Here is a 16,785-nt window from a genome sequence, read left to right on the forward strand (position 1 = left end):
CATGCCCAACATTGTCATCGCCGCTGCCAAGCGGACCGCCATCGGCTCCTTCCTCGGCCAGTTCAACGGCGTGCCCACCCCTACCCTCGGTGCCGTGGCCATTGCCGCCGCCCTGGAACAGTCCGGCGTGCCGGCGGCGGACGTCTCCGAAGTGATCATGGGCTGCGTGCTGCCGGCCAACCTGGGCCAGGCCCCGGCCCGCCAGGCTGCGGTTGCCGCAGGGATCCCCTACGCCACCGGCGCGACCACCCTGAACAAGGTCTGCGGGTCGGGCATGAAGGCCATCATGCTGGGCCACGACCTGATCAAGGCCGGCTCGGCCAGCATCGTGGTGGCCGGCGGCATGGAGTCGATGTCCAATGCCCCGCACCTGCTGCCCAACTCCCGCACCGGCAACCGCTTCGGCAACTTCCAGGCGGTGGACCACATGGCTCACGACGGCCTGGTCAATGCCTACGACGGCAAGGCCATGGGCGAATTCGCCGAATGCGCGGTGGACAAGTACCAGTTCAGCCGCGAGGAGCAGGACGCCTACGCGATCGAATCGGTACGCCGCGCGCAGGCCGCGCAGGCGTCCGGTGCCTTCGCCGACGAAATCGTCGCCGTGAAGGTCGCCGGTCGCAAGGGCGAGGTGGAGTACACCCAGGACGAACAGCCCGGCCGTTCGGATGTTGCCAAGATCCCGACCCTGCGTCCGGCTTTCAAGAAGGATGGCACGGTCACCGCGGCCAGCTCGTCGAGCATCTCCGACGGCGCCGCCGCGGTGGTGCTGCTGGCCGAAGACGCCGCCGCCGCCCGCGGCGTGCAGCCGCTGGCCCGGATCGTGGCCCACGCGACCCACTCGCAGGAACCGGAGTGGTTCACCACGGCCCCGATCGGCGCCATCCACAAGGTGCTGGACAAGGCCGGCTGGAGCCTGGACCAGGTGGACCTGTTCGAGATCAACGAGGCATTTGCCGTGGTCGCCATGGCGCCCATCCGCGAACTGGGCCTCGACCCGGCGAAGGTCAACGTCAACGGCGGCGCCTGCGCACTGGGCCACCCGATTGGCGCCTCGGGCGCCCGGCTGGTGGTGACGCTGGTCAATGCCTTGCGCAAGCGTGATGCAAAGCGCGGAATTGCTACACTGTGCATTGGTGGCGGGGAAGCAACGGCCATCGCCATCGAATTGATTTGATTGGTTTTAACACCCGTTTCGCAAAACTGAATGCGGGATCGCTTGACAGCCCAACGTGGCTTGTCATCATGTTGCCGGGCGCGCAATAGCGCGTTGCCTAATCTAACGACGAGGATTCACACAAATGAGCATCAACAAGCTGCTGATCGCAATGGCCCTGGGCCTGGCTCTGACCGCCTGCTCGAAGCAGGAGCAGGCTGCTGACGCCGCCGCTTCGGCCAACGAAGCTGCTGCCGACGCCCAGGTCGCTGCCGACCAGGCCGCTGCTGCTGGCGCCCAGACCGCCGACGCTGCCCAGGCTGCCGCCGACACCGCCACCACCGCTGCTGACGCTTCGGCTGACGCCGCTGCCCAGGCTGCTGGCGCTGCCACCGACGCAACCGCCGACGCTGCTGCCGACGCTGCCAAGGCCGGTGAAGCCACCGCCGAGCAGGCCAAGGACGCTGCTGAAGAAGCCAAGAAGTAATAACTTCTTTCTTCAAGCAAGTCTGAAGAAGCCGCTGGTTCGCCAGCGGCTTTTTCTTTGGCTTCACGTCTGGATGAATACGATCGGCCTCCCTGAGACCTGACGGAGAGCGCCATGAAGATTCGTTCGATCACCACCCCGCTGATGGCCGCCTCGCTGCTGCTGGCCCTGGCGGCCTGCAAGGGCCCGGAAGCCGAACAGGCGCGTGCCGATGCCGCGCAGGCCGCAGACAGCACCGGCGAAGCCGCCCGTGCCGCCGTGGACAAGGCGGCTGCGTCCACCCGCGATGCCGCCGATGAAGCAGCGGCCGCTTCCGAACGCGCCGCCGCCGACGTGCAGCCTGCGCTGGACCGTGCCGCCGACGCCAGTGCAGCGGCCGCAGCCGATGCCAAGGTTGCCGCGCGCGATGCGGCAGCGCATGCCAGCGAGGCGACGGCCAACGCCGCCGAGAAGGTGGCTGACAAGGCGCGCGACGTGGCCGAAGACGCCAAGCAGAACGCAGACGCCGCCAAGCGCTGAGACGTTGCGTAGCGCCGGGCCCTGCCCGGCGCTACGGCAACGCCCGCGCCAGCACCGCGCCGAGGTCTACCTCATCCGCCAGCGTCCCGAACGCCGCTCCATGCGCACCGCCCAGCCGCGAATGCGCGAATGCAGCCGCAACCGGGCTGCCCGCACGCAGCAGCACGGCGGCCTGCAGCAACAACGCCAGACGCTCGGTCACCACCCGCGCCTGGGCTTCAGATGGCGTAGCGGCGAGCAGCCCCCGCAATGAGGCCAATGCGCGGTCGTAGTCGGCATCGCGCCCGGCCACCGCGTCCAGCTCCGCATCCAGCACCGGCAGCACCTGCGGCTCACGCGCCAGCGCCCGGAGCACATCCAGGCACTGGATGTTGCCGCTCCCCTCCCAGATCGAATTCAACGGTGCCTGCCGGTACAGGCGTGGCAGGATGGACTCTTCCACGTAACCGGCCCCGCCCAGGCATTCCTGTGCCTCGTTGACGAACACCGCCGCGCGCTTGCAGATCCAGTATTTGCCCACCGCCGTTGCAATACGCGCAAACGCGGCTTCCTGCGCATTCTGCGATGCCTGGTCCACCGCGCGGGCCACGCGCATGGCGAAGGTAGTGGCTGCCTCGGATTCGATCGCCAGGTCGGCCAGCACGTTGGCCATCAACGGGTGTTCGCACAGGCGGCGCCCGAAGCTGCTGCGGTGGCGGGTGTGGTGCAGCGCCTGCGCCAAGGCCATGCGCATTTCCGCGGCCGCGCCCAGCATGCAGTCCAGCCGCGTCATCATCACCATCCCGATGATCGTCGCCACCCCACGCCCTTCGGCGCCGACCCTGCGCGCCCAGGCCCCGCACAGCTCAATCTCGCTGGAGGCATTGGACCAGTCGCCCAGCTTGTCCTTGAGCCGCATCAGGCGGAACGCGTTGCGGTTGCCATTGGCCAGCCGGCGCGGCATCAGGAAGCAGGTGAGTCCACCCGGCGCCTGCGCCAGCACCAGGAACGCATCGGACATCGGGGCAGAGAAGAACCACTTGTGTCCCACCAGTGCGTAGCTGCCGTCTTCGCGCAGCTCGGCGCGGGTGGTGTTGCTGCGTACGTCCGAGCCGCCCTGCTTCTCGGTCATGCCCATGCCCAGGGTGATGCCGGCTTTGTCGGCCATAGGCACGTCGCGCGGATCGTACACCGGCGCCGCGGCCTTTTCCGCCCACTCCGCCAGCAACGGGTCCTGGCGCAGTACCGCCACTGCGGCATGGGTCATGGTCAGCGGGCAGCTGGTGCCGGCGTCGGCCTGGTGGTGCAGGAAACTGAGTGCGGCGCGGGCCACGTGCGCGCCGTGGCCGCCCTGCTGCCAGGATAATCCTGCCACCCCATGTCGTTTGGCCGCCTCCATCAGTTGGTGGTACGCCGGATGGAATTCGACGGTGTCGATACGGTGCCCCTGCGCGTCATGCGTGCGCAGCCGTGGCCGGTCACGGTTGGCGTCAAAGCCCCACTGGTAAAGCGTGTCGCCCGCGATGGCGCCGTACGCCTGCAGCTGGCCGATGAATGCAGCACCGCCCTCGCGCTGCACGGCTTCACTCAACGCCACGTCGTCGGCCCACAGATTGCGCCCGCCGAACGGCGGGGGCTGGTTGGCCACCTCGTGGGTCTCGAATACAGGCAATACGGACGTCATCGTGCGGGCCTCCTGGCGGACCCGGCAATTCTGCCGCATCCGCATGCGGCGTGCTGTTCAGGCGGATTCTCACCTCGTGCACGAACGCGGCGGCACAGTACAGGCATGACGACGCGCTCTGCAAACGGTGACCTGGTAGTGCTCCGCCCCGAGGGCCTGTACTGCCCTGCCGGCGATTTCCATATCGACCCATGGCGCCCGGTGCCGCGCGCGGTGATCACCCACGGCCACGGCGACCATGCGCGCGGCGGCATGGGCCGATACTACTGCAGTACCGGCAGCGTGCCGATCCTGCGCTGGCGGTTGGGGGATGTGGAACTGGAGGCGCATGACTACGGTGAACGCTTCACGTTGGGCGGCGTGCAGGTATCGCTGCATTCAGCAGGTCATGTGCTGGGCTCGGCGCAGGTGCGCATCGACGACGGCCAGCAGGTGTGGGTGGCCTCTGGAGACTACAAACGTCAGTCAGACCCCACCTGCGACCCATTCGAGGTGGTGCCCTGCGATGTGTTCATCACTGAAGCGACGTTCGCCCTTCCGATTTACCGTTGGCAGGAGACCCGCGAGGTTGCCGCCGAGATCGTGGCATGGCGGCGCGAGTGCGAGCAGCGCGGGGAAGCGGCGATCCTGCTGTGTTACGCGCTGGGTAAAGCGCAACGGGTGCTGGCCGAATTGCTGCCGCTGGATGATCAGCCGGCCTGGCTGCACGGCGCCATCGCCAATGGGGTTGCGGTGTATCGGCAGGCCGGCGTCGCGATGCTGGAAACACGCACGGTGGCCGAACAGGGCCGCGAGCCCGATGCGGCGGGGAAATTGATCCTGGCACCGCCTTCTGCGGCAGGAACCACGTGGGTGCGCCGTTTCGGCAGGCATCAGCTGGGGTTCGCTTCAGGCTGGATGCGGCTGCGCGGCAACCGGCGGCGGCGCAACTACGACCGTGGCTTCGTGGTGTCCGACCACGCGGACTGGCCCGCACTGCTGCAGACGATCGAACAGACCGGTGCGCGCCGGGTCATCGCTACCCACGGCAACACCGATGCGCTGATTCCATTCCTGCGCGAACGTGGCGTTGCCGCAGAAGCCTTCCGTACCGATTTCGGGAGCGAAGAATGAAAGCGTTCGCCGCGCTCTACCAGCGTCTGGACCGCAGCACCGCTACATTGGACAAGCGCGCCGCGCTGGTGGCCTACTTCCGCGATGCGCGTCCGCATGATGCAGCGTGGGCGTTGTACCTGCTCAGCGGCGGCAAGGTGGGGGGCGCACGGCGGAAAATCGCAGCCAGCGGCGAGCTGCGTGCATGGATCGCCGAGGCCTCTGGCCTGCCGGCCTGGCTGGTCGCCGACAGTTACGACCAGGTCGGCGACCTGGCCGAAACCCTGACCCTGCTGCTGGATGATCCGGTCGGGAGCGCGGTGGACCGTCCCCTTGCAGAGTGGATCGAAGACCATCTGCTGGCCGTGGCCAACCAGCCCGAACCGGTACGTCGCGCTGCGGTGGAAGCGGGCTGGATGCAGCTGCCTGCCGCCGAGCGGCTGGTGTTCAACAAGCTGCTGACCGGCGCGCTGCGCGTCGGGGTGTCGCAGCGGCTGGTGCAGCAGGCGCTGGCTGAACTGTCGGGGATGGACATCGCCCGCATCGCGCAACGCATGCTGGGGGAATGGGTTCCCTCACCAGGGTTGCTTGCCGACCTGCTCAGCAAAGAGGAACGTCCTGAGGACCGGCAGCAGCCCTATCCGTTTTTCCTCGCATCGCCGCTGGAGGCAGAGGTCGACAGCCTCGGGCCCATCAGCGAGTGGACACTGGAATGGAAGTGGGATGGGATCCGCCTGCAGCTGCTGCGGCGCAAAGGCGAGGTTGCACTCTGGTCGCGCGGTGAAGAGCGGCTGGATGGCCGCTTTCCGGAAATCGAAGCAGCTGCAATGACCTTGCCGGACGGTACCGTGATCGATGGCGAGTTGCTGGCCTGGCGCGGGGACGATGCCCAACCGCTTCCGTTCACAGCCCTGCAGACCCGCATCCAGCGTCGCAAGCCCGGTCCGAAGACCCTGCGCGATACGCCGGTGCGCGTGCTCGCCTACGACCTGCTCGAGCTCGATGGCAACGATCTGCGCCAGCAGCCGCTGGCCGAACGACGCGCCCGCTTGGCCGAGGTACTCGCCACGCTCGACGACCCACGGGTGGTGCTGTCGCCCACCCTGGATGCGGCGGACTGGCACGAGGCGGCCGCGCAGCGGGCACTGGCGCGCGACCGCGGTGTGGAAGGGTTGATGCTCAAGCGCAGCGCCTCGGTGTACCAGAGCGGCCGTCGCCGCGGCGACTGGTGGAAGTGGAAGATCGAGCCGCTGACCATCGATGCAGTGATGATCTACGCGCAGGCCGGGCATGGCCGACGCAGCACGCTGTATACCGACTACACCTTCGGGGTATGGGATGGCGAACGGCTGGTGCCGGTGGCCAAGGCGTATTCGGGACTGGATGACAAGGAGATCATGGCGCTGGATCGCTGGATACGCGCACACACGATCGAACGTTTCGGGCCGGTGCGCAGCGTCCAGGGCAAGCAGGTCTTCGAACTCGGCTTTGAAGCGGTCAACCGCAGCAGCCGACACAAGTCGGGTATTGCCGTGCGCTTCCCGCGCATCCTGCGCTGGCGCCACGACAAGCCGGCCAGCGAAGCCGACACACTGGCCCAGCTGCAGGCGCTGGCGCGGTGACAAGACGCGAGGCGATGGCGCGCCTGGCCGCGTGGTTCGCCAGCCGCGGCTGGTCGCCCTTGCCGTTCCAGAAAACGATGTGGCGGCATTACCTGGCCGGCCAATCCGGACTGCTGCACACCCCTACCGGCAGCGGCAAGACGCTGGCAATGTTCGGCGGACCGCTGCTGCAGGCCATGGTCGATCCGTTGCCACGCACACCGGGCGCGCGCGCGGGCAAGACCGTGCCGGCCTTGCAGGTGCTGTGGATCACGCCGCTGCGCGCGCTGGCCAGCGATACAGCGCGTGCGCTGCGTGAACCGCTGGCGGCGCTTGGGCTGGACTGGCAGGTCGGGCTGCGCACCGGCGACGCGAGCGCGCGTGACAAACGCCTGGCCCGCGAAGGCCGGGTTGATGTGCTGGTCACCACGCCGGAGTCGCTGGCCCTGCTACTGAGCTATCCCGATACGCTCGAGCGGATGCGCAGGCTGCGCTGCGTGGTGGTGGATGAGTGGCATGAACTGCTCGGCAACAAGCGTGGCGTGCTGCTGCAGTTGAACCTGCGCCGCCTGCGCGATGCGTTGCCTGCGGTGCAGCTGTGGGGCCTGTCGGCCACGCTGGGCAACCTGGACGAAGCGCGCGGAGTTCTGCTGCCGGATGTGCCCGACGCGCCGACGGTGTCCGGGGTGCGACCGCGTCCGGTGCAGGTGGAAACACTCATTCCCGCGCACGGCGAACGCTTCCCGTGGGCGGGCCACCTGGGTCTGTCTCAGCTGCAGCGCGTGCAGCAGAAGCTGTTTGCGGTCGGCACCAGCCTGCTGTTCACCAACACCCGCGCGCAGGCCGAATTGTGGCACCAGGCATTGTCAGCGGTGTGGCCGGAAGACCCGGCCACGCTGGCCCTGCATCACGGCTCGCTGGATCCGGCCCAGCGCCGCATCGTCGAGCAGGGCCTGCGCGACGGCGCGTTGCGCTGCGTGGTGGCCACTTCCAGCCTCGACCTTGGGGTGGATTTCCCGGCCGTGGACCAGGTCCTGCAGATCGGCAGCCCGAAAGGCATCGCACGGCTGGTGCAGCGTGCCGGGCGCGCACGGCACCGCCCGGGCGAATCCGGCCACATCATCTGCGTGCCGTCGCACGCTCTGGAGCTGGTGGAGTACGCTGCGGCACGTCGCGCTCTGGCCGACGGCGTGATCGAGGCGCGGCGCCCGCTGCGGTTGTCGCTGGATGTACTGGCGCAGCACTGCGTGAGCTGTGCGTTGGGCGGCGGCTTCCATGCCGGGGCGCTGCTCGAACAGGTGCGTCGCACGCACGCATTTGCCTTGCTGGATGAGGCGCAGTGGCAGGGCGTGCTGGATTTCATCGTGCAGGGTGGCCAGGCGCTGGCGCAGTATCCGGACTTCCACAAGGTGGTGCGCGACGAGGATGGCGTCTACCGCGTACATGACCGACGTGTGGCGCTGCGCCACCGGCTGTCGATCGGCACGATCACCAGTGATGGCAGCGTCATGGTGCAGTTCATGCGCGGCGGCAGGCTTGGGAGCGTGGAGGAACAGTTCGTCGGCCGCCTGCGCCCCGGCGACCGCTTCCAGTTCGCCGGCCGGCTGCTGGAACTGGTGCGGCTGGAGAACCTCACCGCCTACGTCAAGATGGCACGTGGCGGTGACGGCGTGGTGCCGCGCTGGCAGGGCGGTCGACTGCCGCTGTCGGAGGCGCTGGGCCACGAAATGGAAACCGTGCTCGCATCTGCGCCCGACAGCCCGGAAATGCGGTGGCTGGCACCCCTGCTGCAGTTGCAGGCGCGCGTGTCCGCGCTGCCCGGCCCTTCATTGCTGCTGGTGGAAAGCGTGCGCCGCCGCGAAGGACAGTTCGTGTTCGTGTATCCGTTTGCCGGGCGCCAGGTCAACGAGGGGCTGGCCGCGCTCATGGCGATGCGATGGACCCGGGTACAGGCAAACACCTTCGGCTACGCCGCCAACGATTACGGGTTCGTGCTTGCGCCAGCACGCGCGGTCGAGGTGGATGCAGTGCAGGTTGCGGCGCTGCTGCGGCCGGATGGCCTGTTCGAGGACCTGCGCGAGAGCCTCAACCTTGGTGAGCTGGCGCGACGTCAGTTCCGCGACATCGCGCGCGTCTCCGGGCTGCTGATCCCGGCCCTGCCGGGGCGCACACCGCGCAGCCTGCGCCAGCTGCAGGCCTCGGCAGGCCTGCTGTATGACGTGCTGCGCCAGCATGATCCCGGGCACATCCTGCTCGGCCTGGCCGAGCGCGAGGTCATCCATGATCAGCTCGACCTGGCCTGCCTTGCCGACACGCTGCGCCGCTGCCAGTCACGCACGGTGTGCGTGCAGCACCCGGTTACCCTGGGCCCCTTGTCCTTCCCGCTGTGGGCCGAGCGCCTGCGCGGCCAGCTCAGCAACGAAGACTGGAAAACACGCGTTCTGCGCGCTGTTGGCCAGCTGGAGAAACGCCATGCCGATTGATGTCCCGGTCGCGCTCGCCGGAGAGCAGGTCCACCTGCTCGGCGCGCGCGCGTTGTATTGGCCGGCGCGCGAGGCGCTGCTGATTGCCGACCTGCACCTTGGCAAGGCCGATCTGTTCCGGCGCGCGGGCATCGGGTTGCCGAGCGGCGGCACCGGGGACGATCTGGCACGGCTGTCGAAACTGGTTGCCGAACGCCCGGTCCGCACGGTGCGGATCCTGGGCGACGTGCTGCATGGCCCCGCGCATCGGGCCGCGTGGTACCGGCAATGGCAGGCCTGGCGGGAGCAGCATCCACGGCTGGAGATAGGCGCAGTGGCCGGCAACCATGACCGCGTGCTGCCCAAGGCCGACCTGGGCATCACCCTGCTGGGCGAACGCGTGCAGGAAGGTCCGTTCCTGCTGCGGCATGATCCGCAGCCGCATCCCACCCTGCACGTCCTGTGCGGCCACCTGCATCCGCTTGCGCGACTGCCAGGCATGCAGCGGCGCTGGCCAGCCTTCTGGTTGCGCGAGCGCTTGACCGTGCTGCCAGCGTATTCGCGGTTCACCGCGGGCATTGCACCGGTCGTGGCGACCGGCGAGCAACTGGTCGCCTGCGTCGAAGACGACGCGATTGCGCTGCCGATACGTTGATGCCGGCAGGCGGGCGTATGGCGCTCAGGCTGCCGAAGGCAGCGCCTCCATCAGCAGGATTTCGGGGCCGTCGGGGTTACGCCGGACCGGGCCACGCTGCACCTCGACCAGCATGGAACGGGCCGCGGCGCGGATGCGGGCGTGGTGTTCAGGGGCGGCATGGGTGATCAGACTGGTGACATGGAAATCGAACACATCTTCCATGACATCCGGCTGATCCTCGTGGAGCATCTGCAGCAACCCGCGCAGTTTGCGGATTTCAGAATCGAGAACGTGGGCCGGAACCAGCATGTCTTTCTCCTTGGGGCAACAACTCAGCAGTCTTCTTGTGCCACATGCGGAGTGACCCTGCCGTCAATGGCGGCCATTCATGTACTCATCGCCGCTACGAAGCCGGGCGACAATCCCAGCCTGCCCCACCAGCCCTGCTGGGTTCCGCTGAGCACACGCAGCATGTGACCACGGCCGCCAGGCAGCCGCCCCATGGGCCGGAACAGCACATCGCGCGCGTGCGCCAGCAGGTCGCGCTCGGACTGGAATACCGGGGTAAGCCAGCGGCTCCAGAACTGATAGATGCCTACGTGCGCGCTGCGCTGCGCCTGATAGGCCTGCAGCGCGGCATCGGCGGCATCGTGCGCGCGCAGCGCATCGCGCAGCGCCAGCGCGTCCATCAGCGCCATGTTCACGCCCTGCCCCAGCTGTGGGCTCATCGCATGCGCCGCATCGCCGGCCAGCACCAGCCGGTCGCGGTACCAGCGCGTCATCACCGCATCGCGATAGCCGGCACGTGCCAGCTGCGCGCCGTCGCGCACGTCCTGCAGGCGCAGGTGGGCCTGCGGCCACAACGCGGCGATCTCCTCGAGCCACCGCTGCATGCCATCCCGTTCCCACTGGTCGAACTGCGCTCGCGGCAGGCTCCAGAAGAAGCTCAGGCGCGGCTGTGCATCGTCGGGGCGCGTGCCGGCCGGCAACAGCCCGATCATCTTGCGCGCCGCCACGTAGCGCTGCCGCAGCTCGTCAGGGTGTGGCCAGTCGCCGCGCGGCAACAGGCACCACAGCGCCCCCCAGGGATATTCGCGATCCAGTCGGGTGCCCTGCACCCGGGTGCGCAGCGACGATGCCGAGCCATCGGCGGCGATCACGAGGTCATACGGGCCGTGCCAGTGCCCACGTGCGTCGCGCACACGGCCCCGGACGGTATCCACGTCGACGATGGCGGTATCGGCCTGCAGGTTGTCCGGGTACTCCCAGGCCTGCGCCAACAGCGAGAACAACGCGCCGCGCTGCATGCCGATGCCATGCAGGTGCGCGTGCAGCGCCGCATAGCGCATGTCCATGACCGCACGCCCGCACGGCGTTTCACCGTACAGCCGGCGCACCGGCGCGCCGTACTGGAGCACGCCGGGCAGCAGGTCCATCTGCCACAGCACGTCCAGCCCGCTGGGCTGCAGCAGGAAGCCTGCACCCACCGGCCCGGGGTGGGCCGCGCGTTCGAACACATGCACATCGTGATGGTCACGTGAAAGAAGAATCGAGAGCGCCTGGCCCGCAGTGCCGTAGCCAACGATGGCGATCGTGCGTTTTTTCATCTGACGTCCTGTCCCGCATTAAAAAAAACCCCGCCGAAGCGGGGTTCTCCTTGCGCAGCGATGGAGATTACTCGACCGGCGCGATGTTCGAGGCCTGGGCGCCCTTCGGACCCTGGCTCACTTCATAAGTGACCTTCTGGCCTTCCTGCAGGCTGCGGAAGCCCTTGGAGTTGATCGCGGAGAAGTGCGCGAAGACATCAGCGCTGCCGTCATCCGGCGAGATAAAGCCAAATCCCTTGGCGTCGTTGAACCACTTGACGGTACCGTTCGGCATGGTAATGCAAGACCTTCTTCAATGAATGGGTGGTGTACGCTCAACCAGCGCACTGGCGGAGTATGCAAAGCTTGTCAGGCAATGACAATCATCCGCGTGCCAATTCGCCAATCAGTTCCGGCAATCCGGCGGAAGCCGCGTCAACATTGGCCAACACTTCGGCCATCGTGATCTCATCGCCGTCGCCGCAGCCGGCCGCCCAGTTGGCGACGATGGCCAGGCAGGCATAGTCCAGGCCCAGCTCGCGGGCCAGGCCTGCTTCGGGCATGCCGGTCATGCCGACCAGGTCACAGCCATCACGGCGCATCCGCGCGATTTCCGCGTTGGTCTCCAAGCGCGGGCCCTGCGTGGCGCCGTAACAACCGCCGTCGCGCAGGCGCACGCCGGTGACCTTGGCCGCCGCCAGTACCTTGCTGCGCAGCATCGGGGTGTACGGGTGGCCGAAGTCCACATGCAGCACCTCGGTGCCCGGCTCTTCGCTCAGGGTGGAGATCCTTCCCCAGGTGTAATCGATCAGCTGGTCCGGGCAGGCCAGCACACGCGGACCGAAGTGCTCGGTGATGCCGCCGACAGTGTTGAGCGCCAGCACGCGGGTGGCACCGATCTGCTGCAACGCAGCAAGATTGGCGCGGTAGTTGATCTTGTGCGGCGGCAGCGAATGCCCTTCGCCATGCCGGGCCAGGAACGCCACGCGCTGGCCGAGCAGCGTCCCGACCCGGATCGGGCCGGACGGTGTGCCGTAACGGGTTTCGACCGTGTGGCTGCTAACGTCATCGAGCTGGGCCAGCTTGTACACACCGGTGCCGCCGATGACGGCCAGGGCAATAGATTCCATGGTGCTGCTTATTCCTTCATCGCGTAGATGGCCGGCACGCCACGCAGCGCTTCATTGACGTCCATGCCGAAGCCGAACACGTAACGGTCCGGCAGTTCCACACCGGCGTAGTCAGCCTTGACGTCGGGCAGCGCGCGATCGTGCTTCTTCACCGTCATCGCCGCGATGCGCACGTCGGTGGCGCCCTGCTCCAGGCACCAGGTGCGCACGCCCTGCAGGGTGAACCCTTCATCCAGGATGTCGTCGACCAGCAGCACGCGGCGGCCGAACAGCGAGGTGGCCGGCTTGTGCTTCCAGACCAGATCGCCACCGGTGGTCTCACCGCGGTAACGGGTGGCGTGCAGGTAATCGAACTGCAGGTCCTGGCCGCGTGCGCCCAGTTCCAGCGCCAGCTGGCCGGCGAACGGCAGCGCGCCGTGCATGATCGACAGGAACAGCGGCACCTCGCCCTTGTAGTCGGCCGCAATGGCATCGGCGATGGCTGCGATGGCGGCATCGATGGTGGGACGGTCGACCAGCAGGTCGGCCTGGGCCAGGGCCTGGGAAATGGTGAGGTTGGGCATCAGACGGTTCTTCCAAGGGTGTCGAGCAAACGGGATTGGGAGGTGCCATGGCGGGCATCGGCCAGCAGGCCGTCCCAGCCGAGCGCGCCACGGCCGATCAGGCCGAGCAGCGCAGCAGTGTTGAGGGGGCGGCCGTCGACCGCGCGCAGCGCCTCATCGACCAGTTCCGGGTGGCAGACCAGCACCACGTCGCAGCCGGCATCCAGGTGCGCATGCACGCGTGCCTGCACGCCGCCGGCGGAGAACGAGGCGGCCATGCCGATGTCGTCGGAGAACACCACGCCACGGAAGCCCATCTCTCCGCGCAGGATCTGCTGGATCCAGCGCGACGAGTATCCGGCCGGTTCGGGTGCGACCTGCGGGTAGACCACGTGGGCCATCATCACCGCGTCGGCGCCCGCATCGATGCCCGCGGCAAACGGCACCAGATCCAGCGCGCGCAGCGCATCGAGGTCACGCGGGTCGCTGGCGGCCGCCACGTGGGTGTCTTCCAGCACGCTGCCATGGCCCGGGAAATGCTTGAGCGTGGCGGCCATGCCGACGCTGTGCATGCCGCGCACGTAGGCGCGGGTGAAGGCGGCCACCACCTGCGGGTCGGCACTGAAGGCGCGGTCGCCGATGGCGCGGTTGCCGCGGCCCAGGTCGACCACCGGGGCGAAACTGAGGTCTACCCCGCTGGCGCGTACTTCACTGGCCATCAGCCAGGCGTGCTGCTCGGCGAGCACAAGCGCGGCTTCAGGATCCTGCGCGTACAGCGCGTCGAAACCCTGCAGCGGCGGCAGTGCGGTGTAGCCCTCGCGGAAGCGCTGCACGCGTCCGCCCTCCTGGTCCACGCAGATCAACAGCGGGCGCGGCGCGGCAGCGCGGATCGCGGCCGACAGCTCGGCGACCTGCTGGCGCGAGGCGAAATTGCGCTTGAACAGGATGACGCCGGACACGGCGTCGTGCTGAAGCCAATCGCGTTCCTGGGCAGTAAGTTCGGTCCCGGCAACGCCGATCACGAGCATGGGTCGATCTCCAAAGCGGGGCGCCGTGATGGCGCACTGCCGCATTGTCGCAGAAGGCGCGTATCGGAGGCCACGGGCGCGGGCGGCGTATTCAGGGCCAGCGGTTGTAGGGGTTCGCGGCCAGGGCCAGGTTGTAGTACCGGGCCTGATCGGTCACCTCCTCGCCGATCCAGGAAGGCAGATCGATGGCCTGGTCGGCCTGGTCCAGTTCGACCTCGGCCACCACCAGCCCGGCGTTGTCGCCCAGGAACTCGTCCACTTCCCACAGCAGCCCGCCGTGGTGGACGAGGTGCCGCCGCTTGTCGATCAGGCCCCCTACGCACAGGGCCAGCAGCGCGCGGGCGTCCTCGACCGGGATCGGGTAGTCGAATTCCTGCCGCGTGTGCCCGATCTCGCGCGATTTCATGTTGAGAAACGCGTCGTCGCCCTGGATGCGCACCCGTACCGAGGCCTTCTGGGCACCGCTGTCGATCGAGGCAGCGTCGTTCATGTAGCCCTGTGCCATCGGAATCACCGCGTGCGCGGCAGCGCGCCAGCCATCGCCGGTCACCAGGAACTTGCGCTCGATCTCGATGCCCATCTCAACGCTTCTCGAAGACGGCGATGCTTTCGACGTGCGCGGTGTGCGGGAACATGTCCATCGCACCGGCCGACACCAGGGTGAAGCCCTGCTCGTTGACCAGATAGCCGGCGTCACGGGCCAGCGAGCCCGGGTGGCAGCTGACATAGACGATGCGCTTGAACTGTTTGAGTGGCAACTGCTGCAGCACTTCGATCGCGCCCGAGCGCGGCGGATCCAGCAACAGCTTGTCGAAGCCCTGGCGCATCCACGCGGTCTGGCGCTGGTCCTGGGTCAGGTCGGCGGCGAAGAACTGCGCGTTGTCCAGGCCGTTGCGTGCAGCGTTGTCCCTGGCCCGCGCCACCAGCCCGGCCTCGCCTTCGACGCCCACCACTTCGCGCACGGTGCGCGCCAGCGGCAGGGTGAAATTGCCCAGACCACAGAACAGATCGAGCACCCGCTCGTCCGGGCCGGCGTCGAGCAGCTCCAGCGCCAGGGCAATCATCTTTTCATTGAGGTTGGCGTTGACCTGGATGAAATCCAGCGGCCGGAACGCCAGCTCCACGTCCCAGGGCGCCAGCCGGAACGACAGCGGCACCTCGCCAGGCACCAGCGGGTGCACCGACTCGACCCCGCCGGGCTGCAGGAAGATCGCAAATCCGTGCTCGCCACCGAACGCGGCCCAAGCAGCCTTGTCGGCATCGCTGAGCGGCAGCATGTGGCGGATGGTCAGTACGATCGCGTCGTCGCCGGCAATGAACTCGACCTGCGGGATGTCGCGTTTGCCGTCCAGGGTTTCGATGAACGCCGACAGCGCCGACACCTTCAGCCCGATTTCCGGGATCACGGTCAGGCACTGGGTCAGATCCGCCACGAAGCGCGGATCCTGCTCGCGGAAGCCGACCAGGGTCTTGTCCTTCTTTTCCACCCGGCGCACGGAGAAGCGGCCCTTGCGACGGTAGCCCCAGCTTTCGCCGACCAGCGGGGGCAGCACCGTGCCCGGGCTGACGTGGCCGATCCGGGTCAGATTGTCGAGCAGCACGCGCTGCTTGGCCACGATCTGCTGGCTTTCTTCCAGGTGCTGCAGCACGCAGCCGGCGCAGACGCCGAAGTGCGGGCAGCGCGGGGTGACCCGCTGCGGCGAGGGCTGCAGGACCTCCACGGTCCGCGCCTCGTCGAAATGGCGGTTGCGGGCGGTGGGCTCGGCGCGCACCACTTCGCCCGGCAGGGCGCCGGAAATGAAGGTGACCTTGCCGCCCTCGCCTTCACGGCGGGCGACGCCGCGGCCGTCATGGCTGAGGTCGAGGATGGCGGTCTGGAACGGGGTCTTGTCGAGGCGGGAACGGGATCGGGCCACGTGGCAACAGGCTGCGGGCAAAAAGGGTGCGTATTGTCGCAGCTTGCAGGACGCCATATCGTGTTTAATATGCACATAGCTGACATGGAGGCAGCCGCAATGCAGATGACCCCGAGGGCTTCCATGCCCCGTTTCCTGCTCGTCGAGGACGACACCGTCAGCCGCGGCTTTTTCCGGGCCGCGCTGGAAACCCTGCCCGCGCAGGTGGACACCGCCGATTCGCTGGCCAGCGCCCTGGAACGGGGCCGCCACGGCGAACACGACCTGTGGCTGATCGACGTGAACCTGCCGGACGGCAATGGCAGCCAGCTGCTGCATGCCCTGCGCCTGTCGCGGCCGCACACGCCGGCACTGGCTCACACGGCCGATGGCGACACCAGCATCCACGCCCGCCTGCGTGATGACGGATTCAGCGAAACCCTGGTCAAGCCACTGAGCCGTGAGCAGCTGCTCCAGGCCGTGCGCCGTGCGCTGGTCAACAGCCCGGGCAGCGCGACCCCGGCGGCTGGTGCCGGTACCGATGGCGAGCGTGAAGACTGGGACGAAATCACCGCCCTGGCCGCCCTGAACGGGCAGCGGAACCACCTGATCGCCCTGCGTGAGCTGTTCCTGGCCGAGCTGCCCGGCGTCCGCGACGCGGTCGCCCAAGCCGTGCAGCAGCACGATGTGGGCACCTTGAAGGGCCAGCTGCACCGGCTCCAGGCCAGTTGCGGCTTCGTGGGCGCCGCCCGCCTGGCCCGCGCGGTGCGCCAGCTGCACCAGGCCCCGGAATCCAACGGCGCACACACCCAGTTCAAGGCGGCCGTAGAGTCCCTGTTGCATTAGGCACCCCGCAGACTCGCATGGCGGGTTCATGTGCGCAGGGGCATGGCTTTGACACGCATGGCGTGTCACTACGACCCTTGGTCGCCTGGGTTTGGGTCGAACGTTGCTGTTGGCTGCACCCGGTTCGTAGGGACACGCCGT

The 16,785-nt window shown here is 67.9% G+C and carries 17 protein-coding genes; 8 read left to right on the top strand and 9 right to left on the bottom strand.

Translation table 11 applies throughout. From position 1 onward, the window contains the following. Position 1: 1 nt before the first annotated feature. The 3 genes from ACTJI4_RS16930 to ACTJI4_RS16940 all read left to right on the top strand — a co-directional run bounded on the left by ACTJI4_RS16930 (position 2) and on the right by ACTJI4_RS16940 (position 2,162). Positions 2 to 1,177, top strand: coding sequence for a thiolase family protein (locus tag ACTJI4_RS16930; RefSeq protein WP_392920430.1), 1,176 nt, complete (start codon positions 2 to 4; stop codon positions 1,175 to 1,177). Between the two features lie 124 nt (positions 1,178 to 1,301). Further along, positions 1,302 to 1,643: a hypothetical protein gene (locus ACTJI4_RS16935; protein ID WP_102944410.1), complete on the top strand. Its 342-nt coding sequence runs from the start codon at positions 1,302 to 1,304 to the stop codon at positions 1,641 to 1,643. 114 nt (positions 1,644 to 1,757) lie between these two features. Then, positions 1,758 to 2,162 carry a hypothetical protein gene (locus ACTJI4_RS16940; RefSeq protein ID WP_392920434.1) on the top strand — a complete coding sequence of 135 codons (405 nt, stop codon included), beginning with the start codon at positions 1,758 to 1,760 and terminating at the stop codon, positions 2,160 to 2,162. Positions 2,163 to 2,193: 31 nt separating this feature from the next. On the opposite strand, the gene ACTJI4_RS16945 is transcribed toward ACTJI4_RS16940, so the two are convergent. Continuing rightward, entirely contained in the window at positions 2,194 to 3,825 is a 1,632-nt protein-coding gene (locus ACTJI4_RS16945; RefSeq protein WP_440870020.1) for an acyl-CoA dehydrogenase family protein, read from the bottom strand. A gap of 105 nt (positions 3,826 to 3,930) precedes the next feature. Here ACTJI4_RS16945 and ACTJI4_RS16950 point away from each other — a divergent pair, with 105 nt between their 5' ends. The 4 genes from ACTJI4_RS16950 to pdeM are packed head-to-tail and all read left to right on the top strand — an operon-like array spanning position 3,931 to position 9,635. Next, the gene (locus ACTJI4_RS16950) at positions 3,931 to 4,938 is read left to right on the top strand and encodes a ligase-associated DNA damage response exonuclease (protein ID WP_392920440.1); all 1,008 of its coding nucleotides are present in this window, start codon (positions 3,931 to 3,933) and stop codon (positions 4,936 to 4,938) included. Further along, positions 4,935 to 6,539: an ATP-dependent DNA ligase gene (locus ACTJI4_RS16955; protein WP_440870021.1), complete on the top strand. Its 1,605-nt coding sequence runs from the start codon at positions 4,935 to 4,937 to the stop codon at positions 6,537 to 6,539. Before ACTJI4_RS16950 ends, ACTJI4_RS16955 begins: the two co-directional genes overlap by 4 nt. 14 nt (positions 6,540 to 6,553) lie before the next feature. Then, on the top strand, positions 6,554 to 9,001 hold the full coding sequence (locus ACTJI4_RS16960) for a ligase-associated DNA damage response DEXH box helicase (protein ID WP_440870061.1): 2,448 nt from the start codon (positions 6,554 to 6,556) through the stop codon (positions 8,999 to 9,001). After that, the gene (gene pdeM / locus ACTJI4_RS16965; protein WP_392920446.1) at positions 8,991 to 9,635 is read left to right on the top strand and encodes a ligase-associated DNA damage response endonuclease PdeM; all 645 of its coding nucleotides are present in this window, start codon (positions 8,991 to 8,993) and stop codon (positions 9,633 to 9,635) included. The genes ACTJI4_RS16960 and pdeM overlap by 11 nt, the downstream gene beginning before the upstream one ends. A gap of 24 nt (positions 9,636 to 9,659) precedes the next feature. Here the strand turns inward: pdeM and ACTJI4_RS16970 are convergent, their stop codons facing one another. The 8 genes from ACTJI4_RS16970 to rlmD form a co-directional block, all read right to left on the bottom strand. Further along, positions 9,660 to 9,926 (bottom strand): hypothetical protein, encoded by a 267-nt coding sequence (locus tag ACTJI4_RS16970; RefSeq protein ID WP_440870022.1) that lies wholly within the window; start codon positions 9,924 to 9,926, stop codon positions 9,660 to 9,662. A 77-nt stretch (positions 9,927 to 10,003) separates the two neighbouring features. After that, complete coding sequence (locus ACTJI4_RS16975; protein ID WP_440870023.1) at positions 10,004 to 11,224, bottom strand: FAD-dependent oxidoreductase; 1,221 nt, start codon at positions 11,222 to 11,224, stop codon at positions 10,004 to 10,006. Between the two features lie 67 nt (positions 11,225 to 11,291). Further along, positions 11,292 to 11,498 (bottom strand): cold-shock protein, encoded by a 207-nt coding sequence (locus tag ACTJI4_RS16980; protein WP_392920454.1) that lies wholly within the window; start codon positions 11,496 to 11,498, stop codon positions 11,292 to 11,294. 88 nt (positions 11,499 to 11,586) lie between these two features. Next, positions 11,587 to 12,333, bottom strand: coding sequence for an S-methyl-5'-thioinosine phosphorylase (locus tag ACTJI4_RS16985; RefSeq protein WP_440870024.1), 747 nt, complete (start codon positions 12,331 to 12,333; stop codon positions 11,587 to 11,589). Between the two features lie 8 nt (positions 12,334 to 12,341). Continuing rightward, on the bottom strand, positions 12,342 to 12,896 hold the full coding sequence (locus ACTJI4_RS16990; RefSeq protein ID WP_392920460.1) for a hypoxanthine-guanine phosphoribosyltransferase: 555 nt from the start codon (positions 12,894 to 12,896) through the stop codon (positions 12,342 to 12,344). Continuing rightward, on the bottom strand, positions 12,896 to 13,903 hold the full coding sequence (gene nagZ / locus ACTJI4_RS16995) for a beta-N-acetylhexosaminidase (RefSeq protein WP_440870025.1): 1,008 nt from the start codon (positions 13,901 to 13,903) through the stop codon (positions 12,896 to 12,898). Before nagZ ends, ACTJI4_RS16990 begins: the two co-directional genes overlap by 1 nt. A 91-nt stretch (positions 13,904 to 13,994) precedes the next feature. Continuing rightward, a complete protein-coding gene (locus ACTJI4_RS17000; RefSeq protein ID WP_392920466.1) occupies positions 13,995 to 14,483 on the bottom strand; it encodes a CYTH domain-containing protein in 489 nt (162 codons plus the stop codon). Position 14,484: 1 nt separating this feature from the next. Next, positions 14,485 to 15,819 carry a 23S rRNA (uracil(1939)-C(5))-methyltransferase RlmD gene (rlmD, locus tag ACTJI4_RS17005; protein WP_440870026.1) on the bottom strand — a complete coding sequence of 445 codons (1,335 nt, stop codon included), beginning with the start codon at positions 15,817 to 15,819 and terminating at the stop codon, positions 14,485 to 14,487. Positions 15,820 to 15,918: 99 nt separating this feature from the next. Here rlmD and ACTJI4_RS17010 point away from each other — a divergent pair, with 99 nt between their 5' ends. Continuing rightward, the gene (locus ACTJI4_RS17010; RefSeq protein ID WP_440870027.1) at positions 15,919 to 16,644 is read left to right on the top strand and encodes an Hpt domain-containing response regulator; all 726 of its coding nucleotides are present in this window, start codon (positions 15,919 to 15,921) and stop codon (positions 16,642 to 16,644) included. Positions 16,645 to 16,785 lie beyond the last annotated feature (141 nt).

The sequence above is a fragment of the Stenotrophomonas sp. 22385 genome (assembly GCF_052045085.1).
Lineage (GTDB): Bacteria > Pseudomonadota > Gammaproteobacteria > Xanthomonadales > Xanthomonadaceae > Stenotrophomonas.